The organism is Lactobacillus apis (genome assembly GCF_003150935.1).
Lineage (GTDB): Bacteria > Bacillota > Bacilli > Lactobacillales > Lactobacillaceae > Lactobacillus > Lactobacillus apis.
Genome location: NZ_CP029476.1, coordinates 675,624 through 698,630 on the forward strand (window position 1 = coordinate 675,624; position 23,007 = coordinate 698,630).

The window sequence follows — 23,007 nt, forward strand, 5'->3', positions numbered from 1 at the left end:
GGCCAATTTGGTAATTATTATATTGATAAATTAAAAACGTCAGGAAAAGGTCATATTAATGGTAGATTTTAGCATTCAATTAAGATAGTTAACTTCTTTCAAATCAATCCGCACTCCGTTAAAGAAGTTTGGTATAATTGAGGGTAGTTTTGGAGGAAAAATATGACATCAACTCAGTCCATAATTGTAATAATTGCAATTTTAATTATCATTCTTATTGTAGCATTTATGCTCATCATTAATCGGAGGCAATTGCGAGAAATTATTGAGCTTGACGATATGATTACCAAGATTGACAAAATGGACTTGGGCAATGATATTGCTAAGCTTGATAAGATTGATCTTGCGGGTGAAAGTCTAACAACTTTAACAACATGGCGTAAGAACTATGAACAAGCAACTAGTAAGAAAATTCCGGAAGTTCAGGAATTACTAGAGCAAGCTGCAGAACAAAACGCACATTATCAGCTTTTTAAGGCAAACAAAAATATTAAGCAGGCTCAAGAAATTATGAAGCCAACTTATGATGATGCCAAAAACACAAAAGACGTTTTTACAGAATTGCTTGAGTCAAATCGAGAAAATCAAATGGAATATGATGATTTGAACAAGAGCTACCAGGAGATGCGTAAAGAGGTTTTAGCAGATTCCTTTAAATATGGTGTTGCGCTCGATCAAATTGAAACTGAACTTGGTGCAATTGAAACTGATTTTACTGAGGCTAAAAGCTTAACTGCGCAGGGGGATCAGGTTGAAGCTAAGCGCGTTTTATCCAAAATAAAAGCAGCAATTAATTCGATTGGTACAAAATTACCTGAAGTTCGCGAGGCCCAGCATGAGCTTGACACGGTTTTTCGTGAACAGTTAAGTGAACTAACTGATACTTACAAAAAAATGGCTTCTTCAAAATATTGCATTACTAAGGTAAATGTTTTAGAAGAAATTAAACAAATTCGTGTTCAAATTGATGATGCTGAAAAGCTATTAGCTGAATTAAAAATGGCAGATCTCAAGAAGGGGCTTAAGCAAATTAAGGCTGAAATAGATGGCCTATATGATGTTTTAACGCTAGAATACAAAGCTCGTCCGTTTGTTGAAAAGAATCAAGATAAAATTCAACGCTTACTTGCTCATGCACAAGTTGAATCCAAAAATCTAGTTGAAAAATTGCGTCATATCGATGAAAGCTATGAGCTAACTCATGGCGAACTAGCTGAAAGTCGAAAACTGGAACAAGAAGTAAACGATATGAATCGACAATATACTGTAGATACTCAGAATATTGCTGATGGAAAGGGCGTTTATTCTGAAATCAAGACTTCTTGGCTCAGCATGATAGAGCGATTACGTGAAATTAGTGATGAACAGAAGAGAATGTCACAAGACGTTGATGGGCTTTACGATGCTGAAAACGTAGCTAATGACTCAATCAATCGCTTTAAGCAAGAAGTTTCGTTAGTCTATCGCCGTTTGGAGCGTAAGAAGTTACCTGGTAATCCTGATACATTCATTCAAATGTACACGTTAGTAGTTAATGAAATTGGTCATGTTGCAAAGGAACTGAGTGAGGTTAGAATTAATATGGAAGAAATTTCTAACGAGTTAATTCAGATTTCAGACGATGTCGAGCGACTAAAAAGAGAAGCCGATGAAATTATTAATTGTGTCGATTTAGTTGAGCTAACCTTGCAATATTCCAACAAGTACTCTAATCAGGATTCAATTAAACAGGCACAAAAGAAAACAATGCAACTTTACAGTATGGATTATAACTATAAGGATGCACTTGATACGATTGCAACAGCAATTGAAAAGGTCGAGCCTGGATCATATCAACGACTTGAGAATCTTTATTATTCTGATAAGAAGAACAATTAGACAATCTGATATAAATAAAAAGCTGTATTTATCTAAAATACGGCTTTTTACTTGTAAATGGTTTTATAGCGAGGCTCTTTTGGTAATTTAAACGGAAGAATTAGGGATGAGCGACTTGTATTTAAATTATTGCATTGAAGCTAGTTTTGATTTAAGCTAAAATTTATTAGTTAATGGACATTCAAGTCAATTGGGCTTAGAAGGGAGCAAAAGCTTGTGATATATTTTGACAACAGTGCCACCACTAAAATTGACCCTTCAGTTTTAGCGACTTATGATCAGGTTGCGCAAACAATCTGGGGTAATCCATCAAGTTTGCACAAATTAGGTGATCGGGCCTTTCAATTATTGGAGAGTTCGCGAAAACAAACTGCTAACCTATTGGGTACGCAAGCAGATGAAATTTTCTTTACTTCTGGTGGAACTGAATCAAATAATTGGGCTATTAAAGGAACAGCTTTTCAAAAACGTAAATTTGGTAAGCATTTAATTACTTCTAGTGTTGAACATGCTTCTGTTACCAATGCGTTTAATACTTTAGAGTACTTGGGCTTTAATGTTACGAGGTTACCAGTGGATAAAGAAGGTAGAGTTAATGTCAATGATCTGCGTAATGCAATTGATTCTGATACGACTTTAGTTTCGATTATGGGTGTTAACAACGAAATTGGCACCATTCAACCAATTGAAGAGATTAGTGATTTACTATCTAATTATCCAAATATCATGTTTCATGTTGATAATGTGCAGGCATTAGGTAAAAATATTTGGTCACGTGTTTTTACGCCACGTGTTGATTTTTCAAGTCTATCTGCACATAAGTTTCATGGCCCTCGTGGTACTGGTGTTTTTTATAAAAAAGAAGGCAAAATGATTGCTCCGCTCCATGATGGTGGGGGACAAGAAAAGAGTCTTCGTTCAGGTACAGAAAACTTGCCTGCAATTGCTGCAATGGCGAAAGCAATGCGTCTGATTTTGGCTGACGAACCTGAAAAGGCGGCACGTGAAGAGGCAATTAAGGCGAAAATTGTTAATTACTTACAAGATAAACCTGGTATTACAATTTTTTCACCAGTTTCAACAGGCTTTGCGCCACATGTTCTTTGTTTTTCGCTTGAAGGCATTCGAGGTGAGACTCTTGTCCACACGCTCGAAGATCATGATATCTATACTTCAACAACGTCTGCTTGTGCTTCAACTAAAGTAGATGAAGCAAGTACTTTGATTGCAATGAATGTTGATGACAAAATAGCTACAAGTGCAATCCGCATGAGTTTTGATGAAACTAATACACTGGATGAAGCAGATGAATTTATTAAAGTTTTTGATCAAATTTATCGTCACTTCGCTCAGATAAATCATTTAGGAGAGTAGTTTTTAATGGAATATACGGAAATTATGATTCGCTACGGCGAGCTTTCAACCAAGGGAAAGAATAGGAAGGACTTCATTGGCCGCTTAGCAGGAAATGTAACTAAAGTTCTGCGTGACTTTCCGCAAGTCGAAATTCATCCCAAGCATGATCGCATGCATATTGTTTTAAATGGTGCACCATTTAAACAAGTTGATCAACACTTAAAAAAGGTTTTTGGTATTCAAACCTATTCCCCAACGATTAAGACTGAGAAGACTTTAAAGGATATTGAGGAAACGGCCTTAGCCTTAATGAAGAAAACCTATCATGAAGGAATGACTTTTAAGGTTAATACTAAGCGTAGCGATCACCATTTCACTTATGATACCAACGAATTGAATTTAATGGTTGGTGACTATTTGTTTGATCACATGTCCAACCTAAAAGTTGAAATGAAGCATCCCGACATTGTTTTGAGAATTGAAGTTCGTCAAGATGCAGTTTACATTTCTGATGAGTTGCTCCATGGTGCTGGCGGAATGCCGGTTGGAACGGGTGGAAGAGCAGTGATGATGCTTTCCGGTGGAATTGACTCTCCAGTTGCTTCATATTTGGCATTAAAGCGTGGTGTTGACATTGAGATGGTTCATTTTTATAGTCCACCATACACTACTGAGAAGGCTTTGAATAAGGCAAAAGAGCTGACTGGAATTTTGGCAAATTATGCTGGTCGAATTAACTTCATCGCTGTTCCATTTGCTGAGATTCAAGAAACTATTAAGGAAAAAATTCCCGAAGGCTACTTGATGACAGTTCAACGTCGTTTCATGCTAAGGCTTGCTGATTTGATTCGCGAGAAGCGCAAGGATTTAGCGATTTTTAACGGAGAATCAGTTGGTCAGGTTGCCTCACAAACATTGGAATCAATGGCTGCAATTAATGATGTGACGACTACACCTGTCCTTCGTCCTGTTGCAACAATGGATAAGACAGAAATTATCAGTTTAGCTGAAAAAATTGGCACTTTTGATTTGTCAATTCAACCGTTTGAAGATTGCTGTACTATTTTTGCACCACCACGTCCAAAGACAAAACCGAAAATGGATAAAGCACGTGAATATGAAGCTAGACTGGATGTCGATGGTTTAATAGAACGTGCACTTGATGGTATTGAAGTTACACCAATCTATCCAGATGAGAAATTCCTGGCTAATAAAGCTGAGGAAGATACTGCATTACTGTAAAAAACATGCTATAATGGCAACAAAGTAATAATCAAGAGGTATTAATCTTATAAATAGAGAAAGGTCCATTGTTGGTGAAAGACCGAAGGAAGATTAGTTGGTAGCTTGATTGAAAACTGATTAGCTGAACTGGTAGTAAGCTAGTCCGGTGATTTGCCGTTATCATGTTTTAAGAGAGGTAGGACCTAGTCTTACCTAACTTAGGTGGTACCGCGGTTAATTAGATCGTCCTAAACAATTTTTAAATTGTTTAGGACTTTTTTATTGGGAGGAAAAATATGAAAGATTTAGCACCTAAATATGACCCTCGTGAGGTTGAAGAGGGCAGATATCAAAAATGGCTAGATCAAGATTTGTTTAAGCCATCAGGTGACAAAAAGGCACATCCGTATTCAATTGTTATCCCACCTCCAAATGTAACTGGAAAACTGCATTTGGGTCACGCTTGGGATACTGCAATTCAAGATACTTTGATTCGTTATAAGAGAATGCAAGGTTATGACACTTTGTATTTGCCAGGGATGGATCATGCTGGTATTGCTACACAAGCTAAGGTTGAAGCTAAGTTGCGTAAACAAGGCCAAGATCGTCATGAAATGGGACGTGAAGCTTTTGTTAAGCAAGTTTGGGACTGGAAAGATGAATATGCTGGAATAATTAAGAGCCAATGGGCTAAGTTAGGCTTGTCACTTGATTATTCCCGTGAGCGTTTTACGCTTGATGAAGGTTTGTCAAAAGCTGTTCGTCGCGTTTTTGTCCAATTATATAATGAAGGTTTAATTTACCGTGGCGAATATATCATTAACTGGGACCCAGAATTACAAACGGCTTTAAGTGATATTGAAGTTATCCACCAGGAAGATCAAGGTGCGTTCTATCATATTAAATATCCATTTGCTGACGGCTCTGGTTTTGTTGAAATTGCAACTACTCGTCCTGAAACAATGTTTGGTGATACTGCTGTTGCAGTTGCTCATGGTGATGAACGCTACAAAGACATCGTTGGTAAAGAATTAGTTTTGCCGTTAGTGGGACGTCACATTCCTATTATTGAGGATCAACACGTTGACCCTGAATTTGGAACTGGTTTGGTAAAAATCACACCAGCTCATGATCCTAATGACTTTGCTGTAGGTAATCGTCATAATTTAGAACGAATCAACGTAATGAACGATGACGGTACAATGAATGAGAATGCTGGTAAATACGAAGGCATGGATCGTTTCGAATGCCGTAAAGCAGTAGTCGAGGATTTAAAGAAGCAAGGTTACCTAATTAAAGTTAAGCCAATCGTTCACTCGGTTGGACACTCTGAGCGTTCTGGTGTTCAAGTAGAACCTCGCTTATCAACCCAATGGTTTGTTAAGATGAAGCCATTAGCTGAAGCCGCATTAAAAAATCAGGAAACTGAAAATAAGATTACTTTTGTTCCTGAAAGATTTGAGCGTACTTTTAAGCAGTGGATGGAAAACATCCACGATTGGGTTATTTCTCGTCAGTTATGGTGGGGTCACCAAATTCCAGCTTGGTATAACAAGAAGACTGGTGAAATGTACGTTGGTGAAGAAGCGCCAAAGGACATTGAAAACTGGAATCAAGATCCAGATGTATTAGATACCTGGTTCTCAAGTGCATTATGGCCATTTTCAACGATGGGCTGGCCAGATGAAGACTCAGCCGATTATAAACGTTATTTCCCAACTAATGCTTTGGTTACAGGCTATGACATTTTACCGTTTTGGGTAGCCAGAATGATATTCCAAGGCTTACACTTCACTCATCAACGTCCATTTAAAGATGCTGTCTTTCATGGATTAATCAGGGATGAGCAAGGGCGCAAGATGAGTAAATCATTGGGTAACGGTGTTGACCCAATGGATGTAATTGATGAATACGGTGCTGATGCTTTACGCTGGTTCTTACTTAATGGTACAGCTCCTGGCCAAGACACGCGTTACAATCCAAAGCAACTTGCATCTGCTTGGAACTTTATCAATAAGATTTGGAATGCTGCTAGATTCGTAATTATGAATTTACCAGAAGATGCACAACCTGCTCATATGCCAGATACAGCTAAATTTGATTTAGCAGATGGTTGGATTTTTGATCGCCTAAATCATACTGTTAGTGAAGTTATTCGATTATTTGATGACTATCAATTTGGTGAAGCTGGTCGTGAATTATACAACTTCATTTGGAACGACTTCTGTGACTGGTACATCGAAATGGCAAAAGTGGCTTTGAATGGTAGTGATGAAGAATTAAAAGCAAGAAAACAAGATAATTTAATTTGGATTCTTGACCAAATCTTGCGTTTACTACACCCAATTATGCCATTTGTAACTGAAAAGCTTTGGCTCTCGCTGCCACACGATGGTGAGTCAATTATGGTGGCTAAGTATCCTGAGGCACATGCTGAGTTTGAAAATGAGCAAGCGCGTCATGATATGGCTTTCTTGATTGAAATTATCAAGGCAGTTAGAAATATTCGTACCGAAGTAAATGCGCCATTATCATCTTCAATTGACATTATGATTCAACTAGAAGACGCTAAGAATGAAAGAATTTTAACTGATAATGAAGATTACGTTAAGAACTTCTTACATCCAAAGGAATTGACTATTTCGACCCAAATTGCTGCACCGAAACTTGCTAAAACTGCTGTTATTTCAGGTGCACAAGTCTTTATTCCATTGGCTGATTTAGTGAATGTTGATGACGAAATTAAGCGGATGGAAAAAGAAGAAAAGAATCTTCAAGCTGAAGTTGATCGTTCAACTAAGAAATTAGGCAATCAAGGCTTCGTTGCTCATGCACCTGAAGAAGTAATCGCTAAAGAAAAAGCTAAGAAAGCTGACTATGAAAGTCAACTCGAAAGTGTACGTCAACGAATTGAAGAATTAAAGAAGGGTGAATAAAATTGTTTTTTACCAACGCTCAAGATGTGATTAAGCACTTATATTCACTTCCTAAACTACATGAAAAAGCTGACCTAACCTATATTAAGCGTGTCTTAAAACTATTGGGTGATCCACAAGATCAGGTGAAAACGATTCATGTTACGGGCACAAATGGTAAAGGATCTACTTCTTATTATTTGAGTAATTTGTTGCAAAAGGCCGGTCAAAAGACTGGCCTTTTTGTTTCACCGTACATTTTTGAGTTTAATGAGCGAATACAGTTAAACGGCCAAAATATTAGTGATTCTGAATTGGTTAGAATTGCTAATCTAGTTGAAAGCGCACTCGACCAAATTAGAATCGAAGATCCTAATTTTGCTTTAGTGACGTTTGAATATGAAGTTGTCGCTGCCTTTGTTTACTTTGAACAAGTTAAATGTGACTATGCCGTGATTGAAGTTGGAATAGGTGGTGAACATGATAAAACCAATGTTATTACCCCGGAAGTTAGCATCATTACAACTGTTGGACTTGATCACGAAGATATAATTGGTCCCACACTACTTGATATTGCTCGTGAAAAAAGTGGAGTTATCAAAACCAAGCGGCCAGTTGTTCTAGGTAATCTACCTAGAGAAGTAATGCCAATTATTGAGGAGAGTGCTCGCGAAAAAAGTGCTTCAATAAGAAAATTGGGTGAGGACTTTTTCGTTTCGGGTGACCAAAAAATCCATTATAGGGATGCCCAGAAAAACCTATCTTTCAATACTAGGCCAGAAGTTGAGGGCTTTGACATTGCTGTTGCGATTCAAGCATTTTCGCTTTTACATCTTCCTTTAGCGCCTGATGAAATTGAAGATGCGATTAATCAAACTATTATTCCTGGCCGTTATCAAGTATTACAATCTGAGCCATTAATCATATTAGATGGAGCCCACAATATTCAAGCAATGCAGAACTTACTTAATTTTATTCATGAGCAAGCACGCCTTCGTCAGGGCACGGTTCGCACTTTAATGATGATGATGCGTGATAAAGATTTAGACGAGGTTTTCTCATTATTCCAGCCAACAGATCAAATAGAATTGACAACGATTGATTATCCTCGTGCCGCTAAGAAAAAAGACTTTCCAAATTGGGTTGTGCAGAAGTATCCATATCACGAAAATTGGCAATCAGTCTATAAGCAATTAAAACTTGAAAGTCAAGCAAATGATATACTATTAGTAACAGGATCGTTTTATTTGGTGGGAGAAATTTTACATTTAGAGGAGAACGCCAAAAATGAAAATTAATGGTATTGATGCAGAAATTAACGGTATCCTTTTCGATATGGATGGCTTGCTCGTTAATTCTGAAAATTTGTATTGGAAGGCTAACATTCAAGCTGCTAAAGAAGCAAATTTGGGCATTCCAGATGACACATATCTCAAACTTGTTGGCTCAACCAATAATGATATGCAGGATTTTTACCAAAAGTACTTCTCTGGTGATGAGCAACGTGATTGTTTTATTAAGCGGACCGATGAACTGGTATGGCAGTGGACGAATGAAGGAAAGTTAAAATTACGTCCTGGTGTCCAACAAGCACTTGATTTATTTCAGAAAAAGCAGATACCAATGGCGGTTGTTACAAGTAATACCGAGGATGTGGTAGAGCATAATTTATGGATGACGGGAATTAGGAATTATTTCCAATTTCACTTGAATTATGATGATGTAAAGAAAAATCACGTAAAGCCTAAACCAGCACCCGATATTTATCTGTTGGCTGCTAAAAAATTAGGAATACCGCAAAATAATATTTTGGCATTTGAAGATTCATCAGCCGGTTTGCAATCTGCTGTTGCTGCAGGAATCAAGTGCGTCATGGTGCCTGATTTAATTCCAGCAGGCGAGAGTGATAAAAAAATTGCGGTAGAAGTTTGCAGTGACTTTTTCGCTTTCTTGAAAAAAGTTTAACGTCTTTTTGCGTATTAAATAGTGAAAGGAATGATTTAATGAAATTTATTAAGTCCAGACACTATTTGATAGACACTGATATTGTGATTTTGACTAAGCTGTTTGACCAGCTGAAGAAAGTTGGAATAACTGATTACGATCAGTTAATTAAGAGACTAAATCAGTTAGATATTGTTAGCTTTGACGATTTACTTGAATATTTGTCTGATTTTAAATGTGATGATAAAGTTGCAGTGATGGGCGAAATGGTGCTTGAGCGTTTACGGATGGCTGTCTATGATCGTGATGCAGTGCTGACTTCTAGTAATGAAGTCGGAATGTATTTAACAGACAAGCTGGCTAATCGTAAGCAAGAGGAATTGTGGGCTATTTATATAGATAATAGCAACCACATAATTGCTGAAAAATGTTTGTTCAGAGGCACATTAGATAAATCTGTGGCTCATCCGCGTGAAATTTTTCGTTGGGCATTGATATATGCGTGTGCGGGTGTCTTTGTTGTTCATAATCATCCAAGCGGTAAATTAGTGCCCTCAAAAAGTGATTTAGAATTAACCAAGTTGTTGCACAGCGCAAGTGACATGCTACACATCGACTTTTTGGATCATTTTATCGTTGGAAAAGGGCATTATTTAAGCATGCGCGAGCATCAATTGTTTTAAGTTCATCTTAAAGTTTATACTGCGCTTCTTTTTTAAGTCTGAGTTTATGCTATAATGATTCAAGATTTAGAGACTGCAGTAATAAGGAGAGATTTTCGTGTTTGGATTAGGAGCAAAAAATATTGGTATCGACTTGGGTACAGCAAATACACTTGTCTATATAGAAGGTAAAGGGATAGTTTTAAGAGAACCTTCTGTTGTTGCTAAAAATACTCATACTAATAAAGTAATCGCTGTTGGTTCAGAAGCCAGAGAAATGATTGGTAGAACCCCATCAAGCATCGTTGCAATTAGACCGATGAAAGATGGTGTTATTGCCGATTACGATACAACTGCTTCAATGCTAAAGTATTTTATTGAGAAGACCGTTGGTAATTCTAAGCCTTCAGTAATGATTTGTGTTCCATCTGGTGTAACTGAAGTAGAAAAACGTGCAGTAATTGATGCTGCTCGAGTAGCTGGTGCGCGTGAAGCTTATGTGATTGAAGAACCATTTGCTGCCGCAATTGGTGCTGGGTTACCAGTAATGGATCCTACCGGTTCAATGGTAGTTGATATTGGTGGTGGAACAACAGATGTTGCAACCATTTCACTCGGTGGAATTGTATCTTCAACTTCAATTCGTCAAGCAGGCGATAAGTTCAATGCCGCTATTGTAAATTATGTTCATTCCAACTTTAATTTGCTAATTGGTGAACGTACTGCTGAAGATATTAAGATTCAAATTGGATCTGCATCGGTTGAAAAGGCAAAGGAAATTGAGTCAGTAAATATTCGTGGTAGAGACTTAGTTACCGGTTTGCCAAAATCTGTTGATATCAAAGCAGAAGATGTGTCACTTGCCATTCAAGACGTTGTTCAAGACATTATTGTTGCTATTAAAGAAACGCTCGAACAAACGTCACCAGAAATTGCCGCTGATGTTATCGACCACGGTATTGTGTTAACCGGTGGTGGCGCCTTACTTAAGAATTTACCTGATGTTATTTCCGAGGCTACAAAAGTTCCTGTATTCATTGCTCAAGATCCATTGGACTGTGTTGCAGTTGGAACAGGTGAATCTCTCAAAAACATTGAAATAATGCGTAGAAGTCGCAGATAAAATTTTAAAAGCCGGCTATTTTTGCCGGCTTTTCTTTAGGGATCATTCCAGATGAAGAAATTTCTACAAAATAAAAAATTATTATCAGTTTGCATTGTTGTTATTGCTCTTTTTACAGTGATTGGTGGCTCTGTTAGTTTACGTAACAAAAGAAATACTCCACTTGTAATTCAAAGTTTAGGCAATGATATTGTTGCAGTTGGTGCCAGAGTTGTTGATTTTCCAATCGGTATAATTTCTGGTGGCTTCAACAATGTTAATGAGCTGCTAAATACACAAAATGAGAATAATTACTTAAAAAGTCGTGTATCTGAATTAGAACAAACTAAAGCGCGCAATTCTAGCCTTGAAGCTGAAAATAAACAGTTGAAGTCAGCTTTAAAACTTAAGAAAACTCTTACTGATTTCGACCAAGTTAATGCATCAGTAATTTCTCGTTCTCCTGATAGCTGGACAGATATTTTGGTTATCAATAAAGGGACAACTTCTGGCATACGTAAAAATATGGCTGTAATGTCTGGTAGAGGAATTATTGGCCGTATTGTAGAAGCAGATGCTGCTTCTGCTAAGGTTGAATTAATTACAACTACTGATAAGTCTGCTAACCGTTTTGCGGTAGAAGCCCAAGCAACTAATGGTAAAAAGGTTCATGGAATTATCACTGTTATTGGAGATAAAACACTTGCGTTTACACAGGCAGTTGATAGTAAAAAGTTAAAACAAGGTACTAGAATATATACTAGCGGAATGGGGGGGAATTCTCCTAAGGGCTTATTAGTTGGAACAGTTGCTGCTACAACACATGATTCTTTTGGTTTATCAGATTTAATAAAAGTAAATCCTGCTGGTGAATTGAATGACCCAACAACAGTAACCGTAATTAAGAGGGCGGTAGACTAATGAGTTCGTTGAAAAAATATACACTGGCATTCGCTTTGTTTATCACATTAGCTTTAAATGGCAGCCTTTCGTTATATTTACATCCACTGTATGGTTTTAGCAGTGGTGCCAATTTATTATTACCAATTGGGATGATGCTAGTTGCATTAATTGATGATACTAATCAAAAGGAATTATGGCTAGCATTTGGTACTGGCATTGTAAGTGATGTTTTTTTCTTTGGCATCATTGGTATATATACAGTTAGTTTACCTTGTGTTTGTTGGTTTTTACAAAAAGTGGCTCGTTTTTTACCAGAGTTATTCTGGGCTAGAGCTGTCTTTACATTAATTGGAACGGTGTTCTTAAACACCTATAACTGGCTATTCTTTAACTTAACTGGTATTGCTAAAGTGTCACTAGGAATGTTGCTAAAAGGGCTGTTACCAACTTTCTTGTGGTCAGCTGCTTTCATTATACTAACGTATTGGATTTGGAACTGGTTAGCTATAGAGTTTCCGTTTATGGTAAAACAAGAGAATTATCGCTCTTAATTCTCCGTAAATAAAAAACGTGAGATTATTTTCTCACGTTTTTTATTCAAAAAAGCCGATTTGACTTAATGCCTGAACGACAACGGCAGCTAAAGTAATAATAGCCATTATCCATGCCATAAATATAGTTAGCTTTTCAAAACCTGATTTTTTCTTTTTACGTCTTCGCGTCATTTGTTGACCTCCTGTTTGAACAATATTTTATTCTACTTAAATATTTTTTTCAAACGGCTAATAGGATAAAATGGAAACAAAGTAAATAGAGGAAGAATAAATATGCTTTTAATTTTTATGTTACCCGTTATTGGAATATTAATAGCTGCCTTGCTAAATTGGTTTTTCCCGAAAGCAAAATTTAGAGGTTATGATATTTTGCCATTTTTTTTAATTGCAGCTTGTCATTTGATTGTTGTTCAAGAAAAGAGACCAGAGTTTTTGCCATATGGTTTTTTCATGTTTTTTATTTTAGTAATAATTATTGCAGTTAGTGAGGCAGTAAAAAATAAAAATATTTCATTGGGAAGAACAATAAGAGAAATTTGGGACTTTTTAACAATGAATACCATTTTCTGGTATGTTGGGTTACTATTTATGATGATTTAAGTGGGAATAGTTCCCCACTAACTAAATAAGCTTAAAAGGTTGAAATCTTGCGAAAGATTTCAATCTTTTTTTGTTTTTAAATATGAAAAAATAAAAAATCAAAAAAATGTAATAAAAAGTGGTAGAAAGTGGTGGAATGTGGTAAATTATTATTTGGAAGGGGGCTAGACCATGTTCATGGGTGAATTTCATCACAATCTTGACAGCAAAGGGCGTTTAATTATTCCCGCTCGTTTGCGTACTCAAATTGGTGATAAGATGGTATTCACTCGCGGAATGGAAGGCTGTATTTTTGGCTACACACTTGATGAGTGGCAAAAAATTGAAGCTAAGTTAGCAAAACTTCCATTAACTAAGAGAAATGCGCGTAGTTTTACGCGATTGTTTTACTCTGGTGCAATGGAATGCGAATTTGATAAGCAAGGACGTGTCAATCTGACCACAACTTTAAAGGAACACGCTTCCTTGGTTAAAGAATGTGTCATCGTTGGTGTTTCTGACAGAATTGAAATTTGGTCAAAGGAACGCTGGGAAGAATTTAGTGAAGACGCTAACGAAAACTATGATGACATCGCAGAAGATTTGGATGATATTGAACTATAAAAATGACTATGGAATTCAAACACACCAGTGTACTCTTACATGAAACAATTGAAAATTTAAATCCCCAAAACGGTGGTCTATACGTAGACGCAACTTTTGGCGGTGGCGGACATGCAAAATACTTACTAAGTAAGCTTAAGAATGGAACTCTCATAGGCTTTGATCAAGACGAGTATGCAATAAAATCAGCACAGTTAAACTTTGCTAGTTTATTGAATCCTAATAGTGACCCTAGACTAGTGTTAGTACATGACAATTTTAGTCATTTAAAGAAGAATCTGGTTGAGCTAGGTTATCAAAATGGCATTGACGGTATATACTATGATTTAGGTGTTTCATCCCCGCAATTTGATCAAGCAGGACGTGGTTTTTCTTATCGCTTTGATGCTAGATTAGATATGCGCATGGATCAGAGTCAGAGTTTTGATGCATATCAGTTAGTAAATAACTACAGCCAAAAAGAACTAGCAGATATTTTGTACAAGTTTGGCGATGAAAAATATTCTCGCCAAATTGCTCGTAAAATCGTTGAAAGAAGACAAAACAGACCAATAGAAACAACTTTTGAATTGGTAGAGGTTATTAAGGAAGCAATTCCTGCGTTTGCACGTCGAACAGGGGGACATCCTGCTAAAAAGACATTTCAAGCATTACGCGTGGCTGTTAACCATGAGCTTGATGTTTTGCAGGAGTCACTTGAGGAGGCTATTGAGCTCTTAAAGCCCGGTAGCAGAATTAGTGTAATTACCTTCCAGTCTGATGAAGACAAAATCGTAAAGAATATTTTTAAAAAGTACTCTGAAGTTGAAGTACCAAGAGGAATGCCAATGATACCAGATAACATGAAGCCAACACTTCGCCTGGTCAATCGGAAACCAATTGTTGCTTCAAAAGAAGAGTTGGAAAACAATAACCGCTCACACAGTGCAAAGTTGCGAGTTGCGGAAAAATTGTGAAGAGGAAATAGCAATGGCTGATAGTTTAGCAAGAAAAATAGAGTTTAATCCTAATAATCAAGAAGAACCCCAAAAGAGAAAAAGACAAGTTCTTGACCATCGGCATGTTGCTTGGAATGGGCTAGAGCGGACTTTACTTGCCGTGGGCACTTTAATCACAATTGGCTTGATGACAATGTTAGTATCTTCAAGCATTTCTGCTACTTCAGCTCAACATGAACTTACTAGTGTGCAACGTGAAGTTGCTAAAAAGCAAAGTCAAGTAAGTGATTTACATCAGGAATTAGGTGAGTTAACCTCAAGTGCAAGACTTAACAAGATTGCTAAAGATAAGGGGCTAACTTTGATTGAAAAAAATATTAGGACTATTCACTAATGAAAAAACACATTAGTAATTTAAATTTACAGAAATCCAAAGCTCACAAATACCGTTTTACTGTAGGAAGATTCCTTCAGGTGGCTGTAGCTTTGGTTTTTCTTGTATTTATGGGCAGATTTTTATATATAGGAATATCTAAAACAGTTAGCGGTCAAGACTTGACCAAAAAAACTGAGCAGTTATACATGAGAAACCAGGTTTTAAAAGCAACTCGTGGGACAATTTATGATCGTAATGGTCTTGCGGTTGCTCAGGACTCTCATCTGTATACAATTTATGCAATTTTGGATAAATCCTCGATCAATTATAAAAATAAGCCCGAATACGTTGTAAATAAAGCAGAAACTGCTGAAAAATTGGCGAAGGTCCTACCGCTTTCTGCTGACAAGATTTTGCAGTATTTAAATCCAAGTCACCCGGCTTTTCAAGTTCAATTTGGAACTGCTGGTATTGGGTTAACGCGTAAAGAAAAAGAACGAATTGAAAAGATGAAGTTACCAGGAATTAAGTTTTTTGAAACTCAATCAAGACTTTATCCTAATGGTAATTTTGCATCACATATTGTTGGTTTAGCCACGCCAGAGTATAACAAAAAAACTAAGACCCAAGATTTGATTGGAACAATGGGACTTGAAGCTTGGTATAATGATGTTTTATCAGGTAAAGACGGCTACCAAATTTCGTCAGTCGATGCTTCAAACTTTCAAACGCCTAATAGTGTTCAGAACTATCAGGCGCCCAAAGATGGTAATAATGTCTATTTAACCATTGATTCACAATTGCAAGAATACCTTGAAAATCGCCTGTCTTACGTTCAAAGTAATTTTAATCCAGTTTCAATTACTGCCGTTGTAGAAGATATGAAAACTGGTAAAGTCCTGGCTGCTTCGCAGAGACCGACTTTTAACCCGCAAACAAAAAAGGGAATGGAAAAATCATACCGGAACATTTTGGTACAAGATACGTATGAACCAGGCTCTGTATTTAAAGTACTAACTTTGTCTGCGGCCGTTAATAGTGGAAATTATCACCCAAATCAATACTACAATTCTGGTTCGGTAACAGTTAGCGGTTCAGTAATTCATGACTGGGAAACTCATGGATGGGGAAGCATCCCATTTTCTCAAGCTTTTCCTCGCTCAAGTAATACTGGTTTTGTTCATCTTGAACAACAAATGGGTGCCAAAACTTGGCGTAAATATTTGAATGAATTTCACATTGGCCAAAACACTGGTGTAACTTTGCCAGGAGAACAACCAGGGCTGATTGCTTTTAAATCACCAATTGATCAAGCAGTTACAAGTTTTGGTCAAGGCGTAAATGTTAATGTTATGCAGATGATGCAAGCCTTTAGTAGTTTGGCTAATGAAGGTCAAATGGTAAAGCCACAATTTGTCGAAAAAGTGACAGATTCAGAAGGTAGGATAATTACCAATTATCAAATCAAAAATGTTGGTGAACCAATTTATTCAAAAGAAACTGCACAAGTTGTTCTTGAAAATATGCAACGTGTATTGAATAAGAAAATTGGAACAGGATCTGTTTACCGCATTAAGGGCGAAAGTATTGCGGTCAAGACTGGAACTGCTCAAATTGCAAATACTAAGGGTGGAGGCTACCTTAAGGGCGATAATAATTATACATTTTCTGTTGTTGGCGTCACCCCAGCCAAACACCCACGCTATTGCATTTATATTACTGTGAAACAGCCTCGACGGATGAGCAAGCCTGCGGAAGTTATCTTAGCTTCAATTTTTAAGCCGATGATGAAACGCGTCATTTTAATGTCAAAAAACGAAGTAAATGACACAACAATCATTAAAACACCTGATTTTAAAGGAATGTCCTATTTAGAAGCAGAGAAGAAAGCACGGCAATTAGGGCTACGGCTTGCTAAGGTAGGCAGTGGTGATAAAATAGGCGGGCAGTCGATTGCCAAAGGACAAAAACTAGAAGCAGGCAACAAAATTTTTGTTTTAACTTCCGGTAAAATAAAATGCCCGAAAATGAATAGCTGGACAATTGAAGAATTGCGTCAATTTGAAAATCTTACCGATGTAAAGTTGGATATTCAAGGCACAGGTAGAGTTAGTCGACAAAGCGTGAAACCTGGTATCACTATTAAGTCAGGTACTAAAATAAAAATCAAGTTAAAGGAGTAGCATTTTTATGCTTATCATTAGCATTATTGCATTAGTTAGTTCGTTAGCATTAACAGGAATTTTTCTTCCGTGGATGATTATTTTCATGAGAAGCCACCATGAAGGACAAGAAATTCGTGATGAAGGCCCTAAATGGCATGAGAAAAAATCGGGAACGCCTACAATGGGGGGTGTCATCTTTGTGCTTTCCGCTGTTATTTCAACAATATGGGTAGCTGCTTGGCAAAACCACTTGAATAAATTAATTTGGATTTTGATAATTAGTTTATTAGGTTATGGCATTATTGGCTTCCTAGATGATGGAATTAAACTGTTTTATAAGCGAAACTTAGGTTTAAAGGCTTGGCAAAAGTTCACATTGCAGATCCTAATTGCAGCTTTAATTGTGCTAATTGCAGCAACTGATAACTTCAAATTTGGTCTTTATATTCCATTTATCGGCATTGTGACAAGCGCAGTTTTGTTTACAATCTTTGTTATTTTCTGGTTGGTTGGCTTTTCAAACGCAGTTAACCTGTCTGATGGGTTAGACGGTTTAGCTACTGGTTTATCAATCATTGCATACGGTACGTACGCATATTTAGCATTAAAGCAAAAAAACTTTGCAGTACTAATTTTTTGTATGAGTGTAATTGGTGGACTTATTTCTTTCTTCATTTTCAACCACAAACCAGCCAAGATTTTTATGGGTGACGCTGGTTCACTCGCACTGGGTGGTGGCTTAGCTGCCGTAAGTATCTTTTTAAATAGACCATGGTCATTGTTACTAGTTGGAATCGTGTTTGTTTGTGAAACAGCTAGTGTAATCTTACAAGTGATTTCTTTCCAAACAACGGGTAAGAGAATTTTCAAAATGACACCTATTCATCATCATTTTGAAATGTTAGGTTATTCCGAATGGAAAGTTGATATTATTTTCTGGCTAACTGGTTTAATTGGCAGTATTTTATATTTAGTTATTTGGGGATAAAACAAAATGAGGCAGATTGAGACATATAAAAATAAAAATATTTTAGTCTTAGGATTAGGAAAAAGTGGCTTTGCTGTAAGTGAATTGTTGCTTAAACTTGGTGCAAAATTAACTTTAAACGATAAGGCTGATCTCGATCAAAATCCTCATGCACAAGAATTAAAGAAGCTTGGTGTAAGGGTTATTGGTGGCCAACATCCAGTTGATTTGCTTTCAAAAGAGCACTTTGATTATTTGGTTAAAAACCCAGGTATTCCATATGACAACCCAATGGTAAAGGAAGCAACCAAACTAGACTTACCAATTATCACCGAGCCGGAGGTTGCGTTAAATGTCAGTGAAGCTCCTTATGTCTGTGTTACCGGTTCTAATGGTAAAACAACAACGGTAATGTTGACTCAACAAATTTTGGAGCATCATTTAGTAAAAAGTGGACATCATGCATACGCGGTAGGCAATATTGGACGACCAATTGCAGAGGTTGTTACTGAGGCTACGAAGGATGATGTTCTGGTTGTTGAAATGTCAAGCTTCCAATTGATGGGCGTGACTGATATAAATCCACGCGTAGCAGCAATTATTGACATTTATGATAATGTTCACCTTGATTATCACAAAACCTTTGCGAATTACGTGGCTGCTAAGTTAAATGTTACGAAAACACAATCAGCAGACAACTATTTTTTAGCCAATTTTGATCAAAAAGACATCTTAGAAAAGGAAAAGGCAATTACCAAGGCCAAAATACAAACTTTCTCAGAAAAAGATCAAACAGCAAATTACTTTATTGCTGACGGATATTTGCAGGATCAAAACGAAAAGATTATGGCAACTAAGCAAATGAAGCTACCAGGAATCCATAACCAACAAAATGCCTTAGTGGCAATTGCAATCGCTAAAATCATGGGCGCGGAAAATGATGATATTCAAGCAGTCTTGGCAACTTTTACCGGTGCTAAACATCGCTTACAGTATGTCATGACACTTGATGGTCGAAAGATTTATAATGATTCTAAATCCACTAATATAGAGGCTGCATCAGTTGCTATCCCATCCTTTCAAGAACCAGAAGTTTTGATTGCAGGAGGCTTAGATCGTGGATTTACATTTGATGACTTAGTACCATTGCTAAAAAAGCACGTAAGAGCAGTTGTTCTTTATGGTGAAACAAGATTCTTGTTAGCAGACGCTGCTCGTAAGGCTGGTATCACTGATATTGTGATTGAAAACAGCTTACAAGAGGCGGTGCCCAAAGCCTATGAGTTAACCCAACCAGGCGATGTTTTACTATTTTCACCAGCTTGTGCCTCGTGGGATCAATTCCGTACTTTTGAAGAACGTGGCGACTATTTTATAAATTTTGTTAAGGAACTGAAAACTAAATAAAATGAGAATTATTTTTACAGGTGGTGGCACGGGTGGCCACATTTATCCGATAATGGCATTGATAGAACGACTTAAAGAGCGTAATTTAGCAACCGATGACGAAATTCTGTTTGTCGGAACGCAAAAAGGGCTCGAAGCAAAAATCGTTCCTGCTGCTGGAGTAAACTTTAAAACACTTGAATTGCAGGGGTTTACTAGAAAGCACTTACTAAGTAACTTTACAACGGTTAACCTATTTATTAAGGCAACCAAAAAGGCCAGAACAATAATTTCTGATTTTAAGCCAGATGTTGTTGTAGGTACGGGTGGCTATGTAAGCGGAGCAATGGTCTACGCTGCTGCTAAAATGAATATTCCTACGATGATTCATGAATCTAATTCAGTTGTTGGTGTCGCAAATAAGTTTTTGGGTCATTATGTTGATAAAATTTGTTATACCTTTGATGATGCAGCTGCACAATTTACCGAAAAGAAAAAACTGATAAAAACTGGCAATCCTCGTTCACAGCAGGTATTAGGCCTTGCTTCGACAAAAGTTGACTTGCAAAGCAAATTGGCACTTAATCCAGATACACCGACAGTACTGGTTTTCGGTGGCTCTAGGGGCGCACTAGCTCTGAATCGGATTATGCTAAAATCACTGACCAAGTTAATGAAAAAACCGTATCAAGTGATCTGGGTGACAGGTACATACTACTATGATGAAATTCAAAAGAAGTTAGCTGACTTTAATTGTGGTTCAAGTATCAAAATTCTAGCTTATGTTGAGGACATGCCGGCACTTTTACCCAAGATGACTTGCGTTGTTTCAAGATCAGGAGCAACGAGTATTGCAGAATTTACTGCCTTAGGCGTACCAGCAATTTTGATTCCTAGTCCCAATGTTACCCATAATCATCAAATGAAAAACGCTCTTGATCTTGAAAAGGCTGGGGCAGCAACAGTTATTGCTGAAGATGATTTAAATCCTAACAATTTTATTTCTTCAATTGATCACATTTTACTAGATCAGAAATATGCTGATGAAATGAGTGCAGCGTCTAAAAAGTTAGGTGTACCAGATGCATCAGATCAGGTTATTAAAGTGATGGAAGAAATAGCCAAAAAATAAAAGCAGGTGAGGTAGTTGACTAAGAAACGCATAACTAAGATTGATCCAGAAGAAAAATTATCGCACTACTTAGACCATCAATCTAATCAGAAAAAAAGAAAAAGCCAAAACAAAATTTCTGCTACACTTTCTAATTTGCATAGTGAGCGTAAGTCTGCATTGGTTAAACGGCTTGGCTTAATCATAACTATCTCAATAATTTGCTTAATTTGCCTTGGCTACTACATTTCACCCTTAGCAAATGTTCGCAGTGTTAGGGTTGAGGGAGCGGATGATTTACCGGCTAAAAATGTTGTAAAAGTTGCTAAAATCAAAGCAAGTGACCATGTAATTGACTATTTGCTAAATTGGAATAATGTAAACAGTAAATTAACTAGTGAGTATACTGAAATAAAAAATGTTAGTGTAGAAGTGAATCATTTTAATCAATTAAGTTTAAAAATAAATGAATTTCAACCAATAGGTTATATAAAAAAAGAAAATGGCTATTGTAAAATTCTTTCAAATGGTAAACTAGGTACGCAGCTACTTTCTTGGAGTAAAATAGATCAAGACAAACCTGTTTTTATTGGTTATAATCGTGAAGTTTCATTAAATAATAATTTGCATTTATTCAATAGCTTACCTGATGAGTTTAAAGAGCAAATTAAGCTTTTAAGTGGGAATACACGTAGAAAATCACAGGTAATCTTCGTAATGAAGGATGGGAATGTGATTATTGGAAATATTACAACAATCAAAAGTAAATTAAAGTATTACGACGAAATTAAGAATAAAGTAAATAAAAACAGTTTGATTGACCTAGAAGTTGGTGCATATAGTCGTCCCTTAACACCAAGTGAAAAGCGGGCTTATGGGTTAATATAAGCTGTATTTATAAACAATTTATGTTAAAATTTTTAGAAAGAGCAGTGACGGGGGGTTAATTTTTGGACAATACAAATCTATTAGTGGGATTAGATATAGGAACCACTAGCGTTAAGGCAGTCGTTGCTGATGCGGGGAAAGTAATAGGAGCAGTTGCAGTTCCTAATAAAGGCATGCGACATGGAAATATCGTTGATATTGATGAAACCGCGAATGCGATTGGATACGCTTTAAAAGAAATTAGTAAAAAAACAAATGCAAATATATATCGTGTAGTAACTGGCATTCCTGTTGGAATGTTACAATTGGAAGCAGCAAGCGATTTAATCAATGTTAGCGATAATGGTCAAGAAGTTGGTAATAGTGATGTTAGACGTGTCGTGAGGGCTGCAATTAAATCCGCTATAAAAAGTGAGAGAGAACCTATTGCTTTTTTGACGAGTCGTTTTTTAATTGATGGAAAAACAGAGGTAGATGATCCTCGAAAGATGATTGCCCATTCATTAGCTGTTCAAGGGATTGTATTGACTGCTCCTGCAAGCCCATTGCACAATATTAAGAAAGCGATTGAAAGGGCAGGTTACCAAAATAACTTCTTTATTCCGACACCACTCGCAATTGCAAGTGTAGCTTTGAATGAAAGCGAACGAACCTTTGGCTCTGTCATTTTGGATTTAGGTGGAGGCGTAACCACTGCAACGGTAATCCACAATGGTCAGATAAAATATGCTAATATAGACTTTGAAGGTGGAAGCGACATCACAAATGATATCTCTTCTGTTTTAAGTACTTCAAAAAAGGATGCTGAACAAATTAAGCTTGATTATGGCTACGCGGACTATTTACTAGCTTCAAAGAAGAATAAGTTTGCTATCAATAGTGCGGGATCAAATGGTCAGCAGATGGTGGACGAAGTTTATCTTAGTCAAATTATCAATGCACGTATAATGCAGATAGTTGAGCGTATTGAAAAAGGACTAATTAAACATGATGCCTTGAAGCTCCCTGGGGGAATTATCATTACTGGTGGTAGTAGCCTTCTTCAAGGTATTGATGACATTATTGCAACAAAGTTAAATGTCAAAACGCGTGTCTACCAGCCTGATCAAATTGGAATGCGAAATCCTGTATATTCAGCTGCATATGGCATTGTTAACTATGCATATAAGATGTCAGATATAGACTTTTTAGCAATAAGTGCAATTTATGGCAAGAATACCCTAGGTGAAAGTAACGACTCAACTGAAAAAAGTAATAAAAATTCAAAAAGACCCGTTATTAGTAATGAAACCAAGGGAAAAGAAGAATATAATAAACCTGAGTTGCTGAAGCGAGAGAGAAGAGCGCAAAGTAATTCAATTAATAATAAAAAAAATAAAGATAAGGGTATAAAGAATTTCTTTAAAAAGTTCTTTGATTAAAGGTGGTTAATTAG

At 36.8% G+C, this 23,007-nt stretch carries 21 protein-coding genes; 20 read left to right on the forward strand and 1 reads right to left on the reverse strand.

Annotation, left to right across the window (positions count from 1 at the left end; genetic code table 11):
- Positions 1-162 precede the first annotated feature (162 nt).
- From ezrA to mreD, 10 genes are all read left to right on the forward strand, one after another.
- Positions 163-1,878, forward strand: a complete 1,716-nt coding sequence (gene ezrA / locus DKL56_RS03290; protein ID WP_109715401.1) for a septation ring formation regulator EzrA — start codon at positions 163-165, stop codon at positions 1,876-1,878.
- A 216-nt stretch (positions 1,879-2,094) separates the two neighbouring features.
- Positions 2,095-3,252: a cysteine desulfurase family protein gene (locus DKL56_RS03295; protein ID WP_109715402.1), complete on the forward strand. Its 1,158-nt coding sequence runs from the start codon at positions 2,095-2,097 to the stop codon at positions 3,250-3,252.
- 6 nt (positions 3,253-3,258) lie between these two features.
- Positions 3,259-4,476, forward strand: a complete 1,218-nt coding sequence (gene thiI / locus DKL56_RS03300) for a tRNA uracil 4-sulfurtransferase ThiI (RefSeq protein ID WP_109715403.1) — start codon at positions 3,259-3,261, stop codon at positions 4,474-4,476.
- Positions 4,477-4,754: 278 nt separating this feature from the next.
- Positions 4,755-7,394 (forward strand): valine--tRNA ligase, encoded by a 2,640-nt coding sequence (locus DKL56_RS03305; protein WP_109715404.1) that lies wholly within the window; start codon positions 4,755-4,757, stop codon positions 7,392-7,394.
- Between the two features lie 2 nt (positions 7,395-7,396).
- Positions 7,397-8,671 carry a bifunctional folylpolyglutamate synthase/dihydrofolate synthase gene (locus DKL56_RS03310; RefSeq protein ID WP_109715405.1) on the forward strand — a complete coding sequence of 425 codons (1,275 nt, stop codon included), beginning with the start codon at positions 7,397-7,399 and terminating at the stop codon, positions 8,669-8,671.
- Complete coding sequence (locus DKL56_RS03315; protein ID WP_109715406.1) at positions 8,661-9,338, forward strand: HAD family hydrolase; 678 nt, start codon at positions 8,661-8,663, stop codon at positions 9,336-9,338. Before DKL56_RS03310 ends, DKL56_RS03315 begins: the two co-directional genes overlap by 11 nt.
- Positions 9,339-9,376: 38 nt before the next feature.
- Positions 9,377-10,000 carry a JAB domain-containing protein gene (locus DKL56_RS03320; protein WP_109715407.1) on the forward strand — a complete coding sequence of 208 codons (624 nt, stop codon included), beginning with the start codon at positions 9,377-9,379 and terminating at the stop codon, positions 9,998-10,000.
- A 97-nt stretch (positions 10,001-10,097) separates the two neighbouring features.
- The gene (locus DKL56_RS03325) at positions 10,098-11,102 is read left to right on the forward strand and encodes a rod shape-determining protein (protein WP_109715408.1); all 1,005 of its coding nucleotides are present in this window, start codon (positions 10,098-10,100) and stop codon (positions 11,100-11,102) included.
- Positions 11,103-11,153: 51 nt separating this feature from the next.
- Positions 11,154-12,002: a rod shape-determining protein MreC gene (gene mreC, locus DKL56_RS03330; RefSeq protein ID WP_109715409.1), complete on the forward strand. Its 849-nt coding sequence runs from the start codon at positions 11,154-11,156 to the stop codon at positions 12,000-12,002.
- A complete protein-coding gene (gene mreD / locus DKL56_RS03335; RefSeq protein ID WP_109715410.1) occupies positions 12,002-12,535 on the forward strand; it encodes a rod shape-determining protein MreD in 534 nt (177 codons plus the stop codon). The genes mreC and mreD overlap by 1 nt, the downstream gene beginning before the upstream one ends.
- Positions 12,536-12,577: 42 nt before the next feature.
- Here mreD and DKL56_RS03340 read toward each other — a convergent pair whose 3' ends face one another.
- A complete protein-coding gene (locus tag DKL56_RS03340) occupies positions 12,578-12,709 on the reverse strand; it encodes a DUF4044 domain-containing protein (protein WP_074425464.1) in 132 nt (43 codons plus the stop codon).
- Between the two features lie 102 nt (positions 12,710-12,811).
- Here DKL56_RS03340 and DKL56_RS03345 point away from each other — a divergent pair, with 102 nt between their 5' ends.
- The 10 genes from DKL56_RS03345 (at position 12,812) to ftsA (ending at position 22,993) form a co-directional block, all read left to right on the forward strand.
- Positions 12,812-13,138, forward strand: coding sequence for a DUF3397 domain-containing protein (locus DKL56_RS03345; RefSeq protein WP_074425463.1), 327 nt, complete (start codon positions 12,812-12,814; stop codon positions 13,136-13,138).
- A gap of 171 nt (positions 13,139-13,309) precedes the next feature.
- Positions 13,310-13,741, forward strand: a complete 432-nt coding sequence (gene mraZ / locus DKL56_RS03350) for a division/cell wall cluster transcriptional repressor MraZ (RefSeq protein WP_074425462.1) — start codon at positions 13,310-13,312, stop codon at positions 13,739-13,741.
- A gap of 8 nt (positions 13,742-13,749) precedes the next feature.
- On the forward strand, positions 13,750-14,697 hold the full coding sequence (gene rsmH / locus DKL56_RS03355) for a 16S rRNA (cytosine(1402)-N(4))-methyltransferase RsmH (RefSeq protein ID WP_109716029.1): 948 nt from the start codon (positions 13,750-13,752) through the stop codon (positions 14,695-14,697).
- 13 nt (positions 14,698-14,710) lie between these two features.
- Entirely contained in the window at positions 14,711-15,073 is a 363-nt protein-coding gene (gene ftsL, locus DKL56_RS03360) for a cell division protein FtsL (RefSeq protein WP_074425461.1), read from the forward strand.
- Complete coding sequence (locus tag DKL56_RS03365) at positions 15,073-17,238, forward strand: penicillin-binding protein (protein ID WP_109715411.1); 2,166 nt, start codon at positions 15,073-15,075, stop codon at positions 17,236-17,238. The genes ftsL and DKL56_RS03365 overlap by 1 nt, the downstream gene beginning before the upstream one ends.
- A gap of 7 nt (positions 17,239-17,245) precedes the next feature.
- Positions 17,246-18,208 (forward strand): phospho-N-acetylmuramoyl-pentapeptide-transferase, encoded by a 963-nt coding sequence (gene mraY, locus DKL56_RS03370; protein ID WP_420812397.1) that lies wholly within the window; start codon positions 17,246-17,248, stop codon positions 18,206-18,208.
- Positions 18,209-18,214: 6 nt separating this feature from the next.
- On the forward strand, positions 18,215-19,594 hold the full coding sequence (gene murD, locus DKL56_RS03375) for a UDP-N-acetylmuramoyl-L-alanine--D-glutamate ligase (protein ID WP_109715413.1): 1,380 nt from the start codon (positions 18,215-18,217) through the stop codon (positions 19,592-19,594).
- Between the two features lies 1 nt (position 19,595).
- A complete protein-coding gene (gene murG, locus DKL56_RS03380; protein ID WP_109715414.1) occupies positions 19,596-20,705 on the forward strand; it encodes an undecaprenyldiphospho-muramoylpentapeptide beta-N-acetylglucosaminyltransferase in 1,110 nt (369 codons plus the stop codon).
- A gap of 15 nt (positions 20,706-20,720) precedes the next feature.
- Positions 20,721-21,572: a cell division protein FtsQ/DivIB gene (locus DKL56_RS03385; RefSeq protein WP_109715415.1), complete on the forward strand. Its 852-nt coding sequence runs from the start codon at positions 20,721-20,723 to the stop codon at positions 21,570-21,572.
- Positions 21,573-21,634: 62 nt separating this feature from the next.
- Positions 21,635-22,993, forward strand: a complete 1,359-nt coding sequence (gene ftsA / locus DKL56_RS03390; protein WP_109715416.1) for a cell division protein FtsA — start codon at positions 21,635-21,637, stop codon at positions 22,991-22,993.
- Positions 22,994-23,007: the final 14 nt, after the last annotated feature.

Coding starts and splice junctions, on each gene's coding strand:
- mreC (WP_109715409.1), top strand. CDS start 11,154: ATGAAGAAATTTCTACAAAATAAAAAATTATTATCAGTTTGCATTGTT.
- DKL56_RS03320 (WP_109715407.1), top strand. CDS start 9,377: ATGAAATTTATTAAGTCCAGACACTATTTGATAGACACTGATATTGTG.
- murD (WP_109715413.1), top strand. CDS start 18,215: ATGAGGCAGATTGAGACATATAAAAATAAAAATATTTTAGTCTTAGGA.
- rsmH (WP_109716029.1), top strand. CDS start 13,750: ATGGAATTCAAACACACCAGTGTACTCTTACATGAAACAATTGAAAAT.
- murG (WP_109715414.1), top strand. CDS start 19,596: ATGAGAATTATTTTTACAGGTGGTGGCACGGGTGGCCACATTTATCCG.
- DKL56_RS03315 (WP_109715406.1), top strand. CDS start 8,661: ATGAAAATTAATGGTATTGATGCAGAAATTAACGGTATCCTTTTCGAT.
- ftsL (WP_074425461.1), top strand. CDS start 14,711: ATGGCTGATAGTTTAGCAAGAAAAATAGAGTTTAATCCTAATAATCAA.
- thiI (WP_109715403.1), top strand. CDS start 3,259: ATGGAATATACGGAAATTATGATTCGCTACGGCGAGCTTTCAACCAAG.
- ezrA (WP_109715401.1), top strand. CDS start 163: ATGACATCAACTCAGTCCATAATTGTAATAATTGCAATTTTAATTATC.
- DKL56_RS03340 (WP_074425464.1), bottom strand. CDS start 12,709: ATGACGCGAAGACGTAAAAAGAAAAAATCAGGTTTTGAAAAGCTAACT.
- mraY (WP_420812397.1), top strand. CDS start 17,246: ATGCTTATCATTAGCATTATTGCATTAGTTAGTTCGTTAGCATTAACA.
- DKL56_RS03365 (WP_109715411.1), top strand. CDS start 15,073: ATGAAAAAACACATTAGTAATTTAAATTTACAGAAATCCAAAGCTCAC.
- DKL56_RS03305 (WP_109715404.1), top strand. CDS start 4,755: ATGAAAGATTTAGCACCTAAATATGACCCTCGTGAGGTTGAAGAGGGC.
- DKL56_RS03345 (WP_074425463.1), top strand. CDS start 12,812: ATGCTTTTAATTTTTATGTTACCCGTTATTGGAATATTAATAGCTGCC.
- mraZ (WP_074425462.1), top strand. CDS start 13,310: ATGTTCATGGGTGAATTTCATCACAATCTTGACAGCAAAGGGCGTTTA.
- mreD (WP_109715410.1), top strand. CDS start 12,002: ATGAGTTCGTTGAAAAAATATACACTGGCATTCGCTTTGTTTATCACA.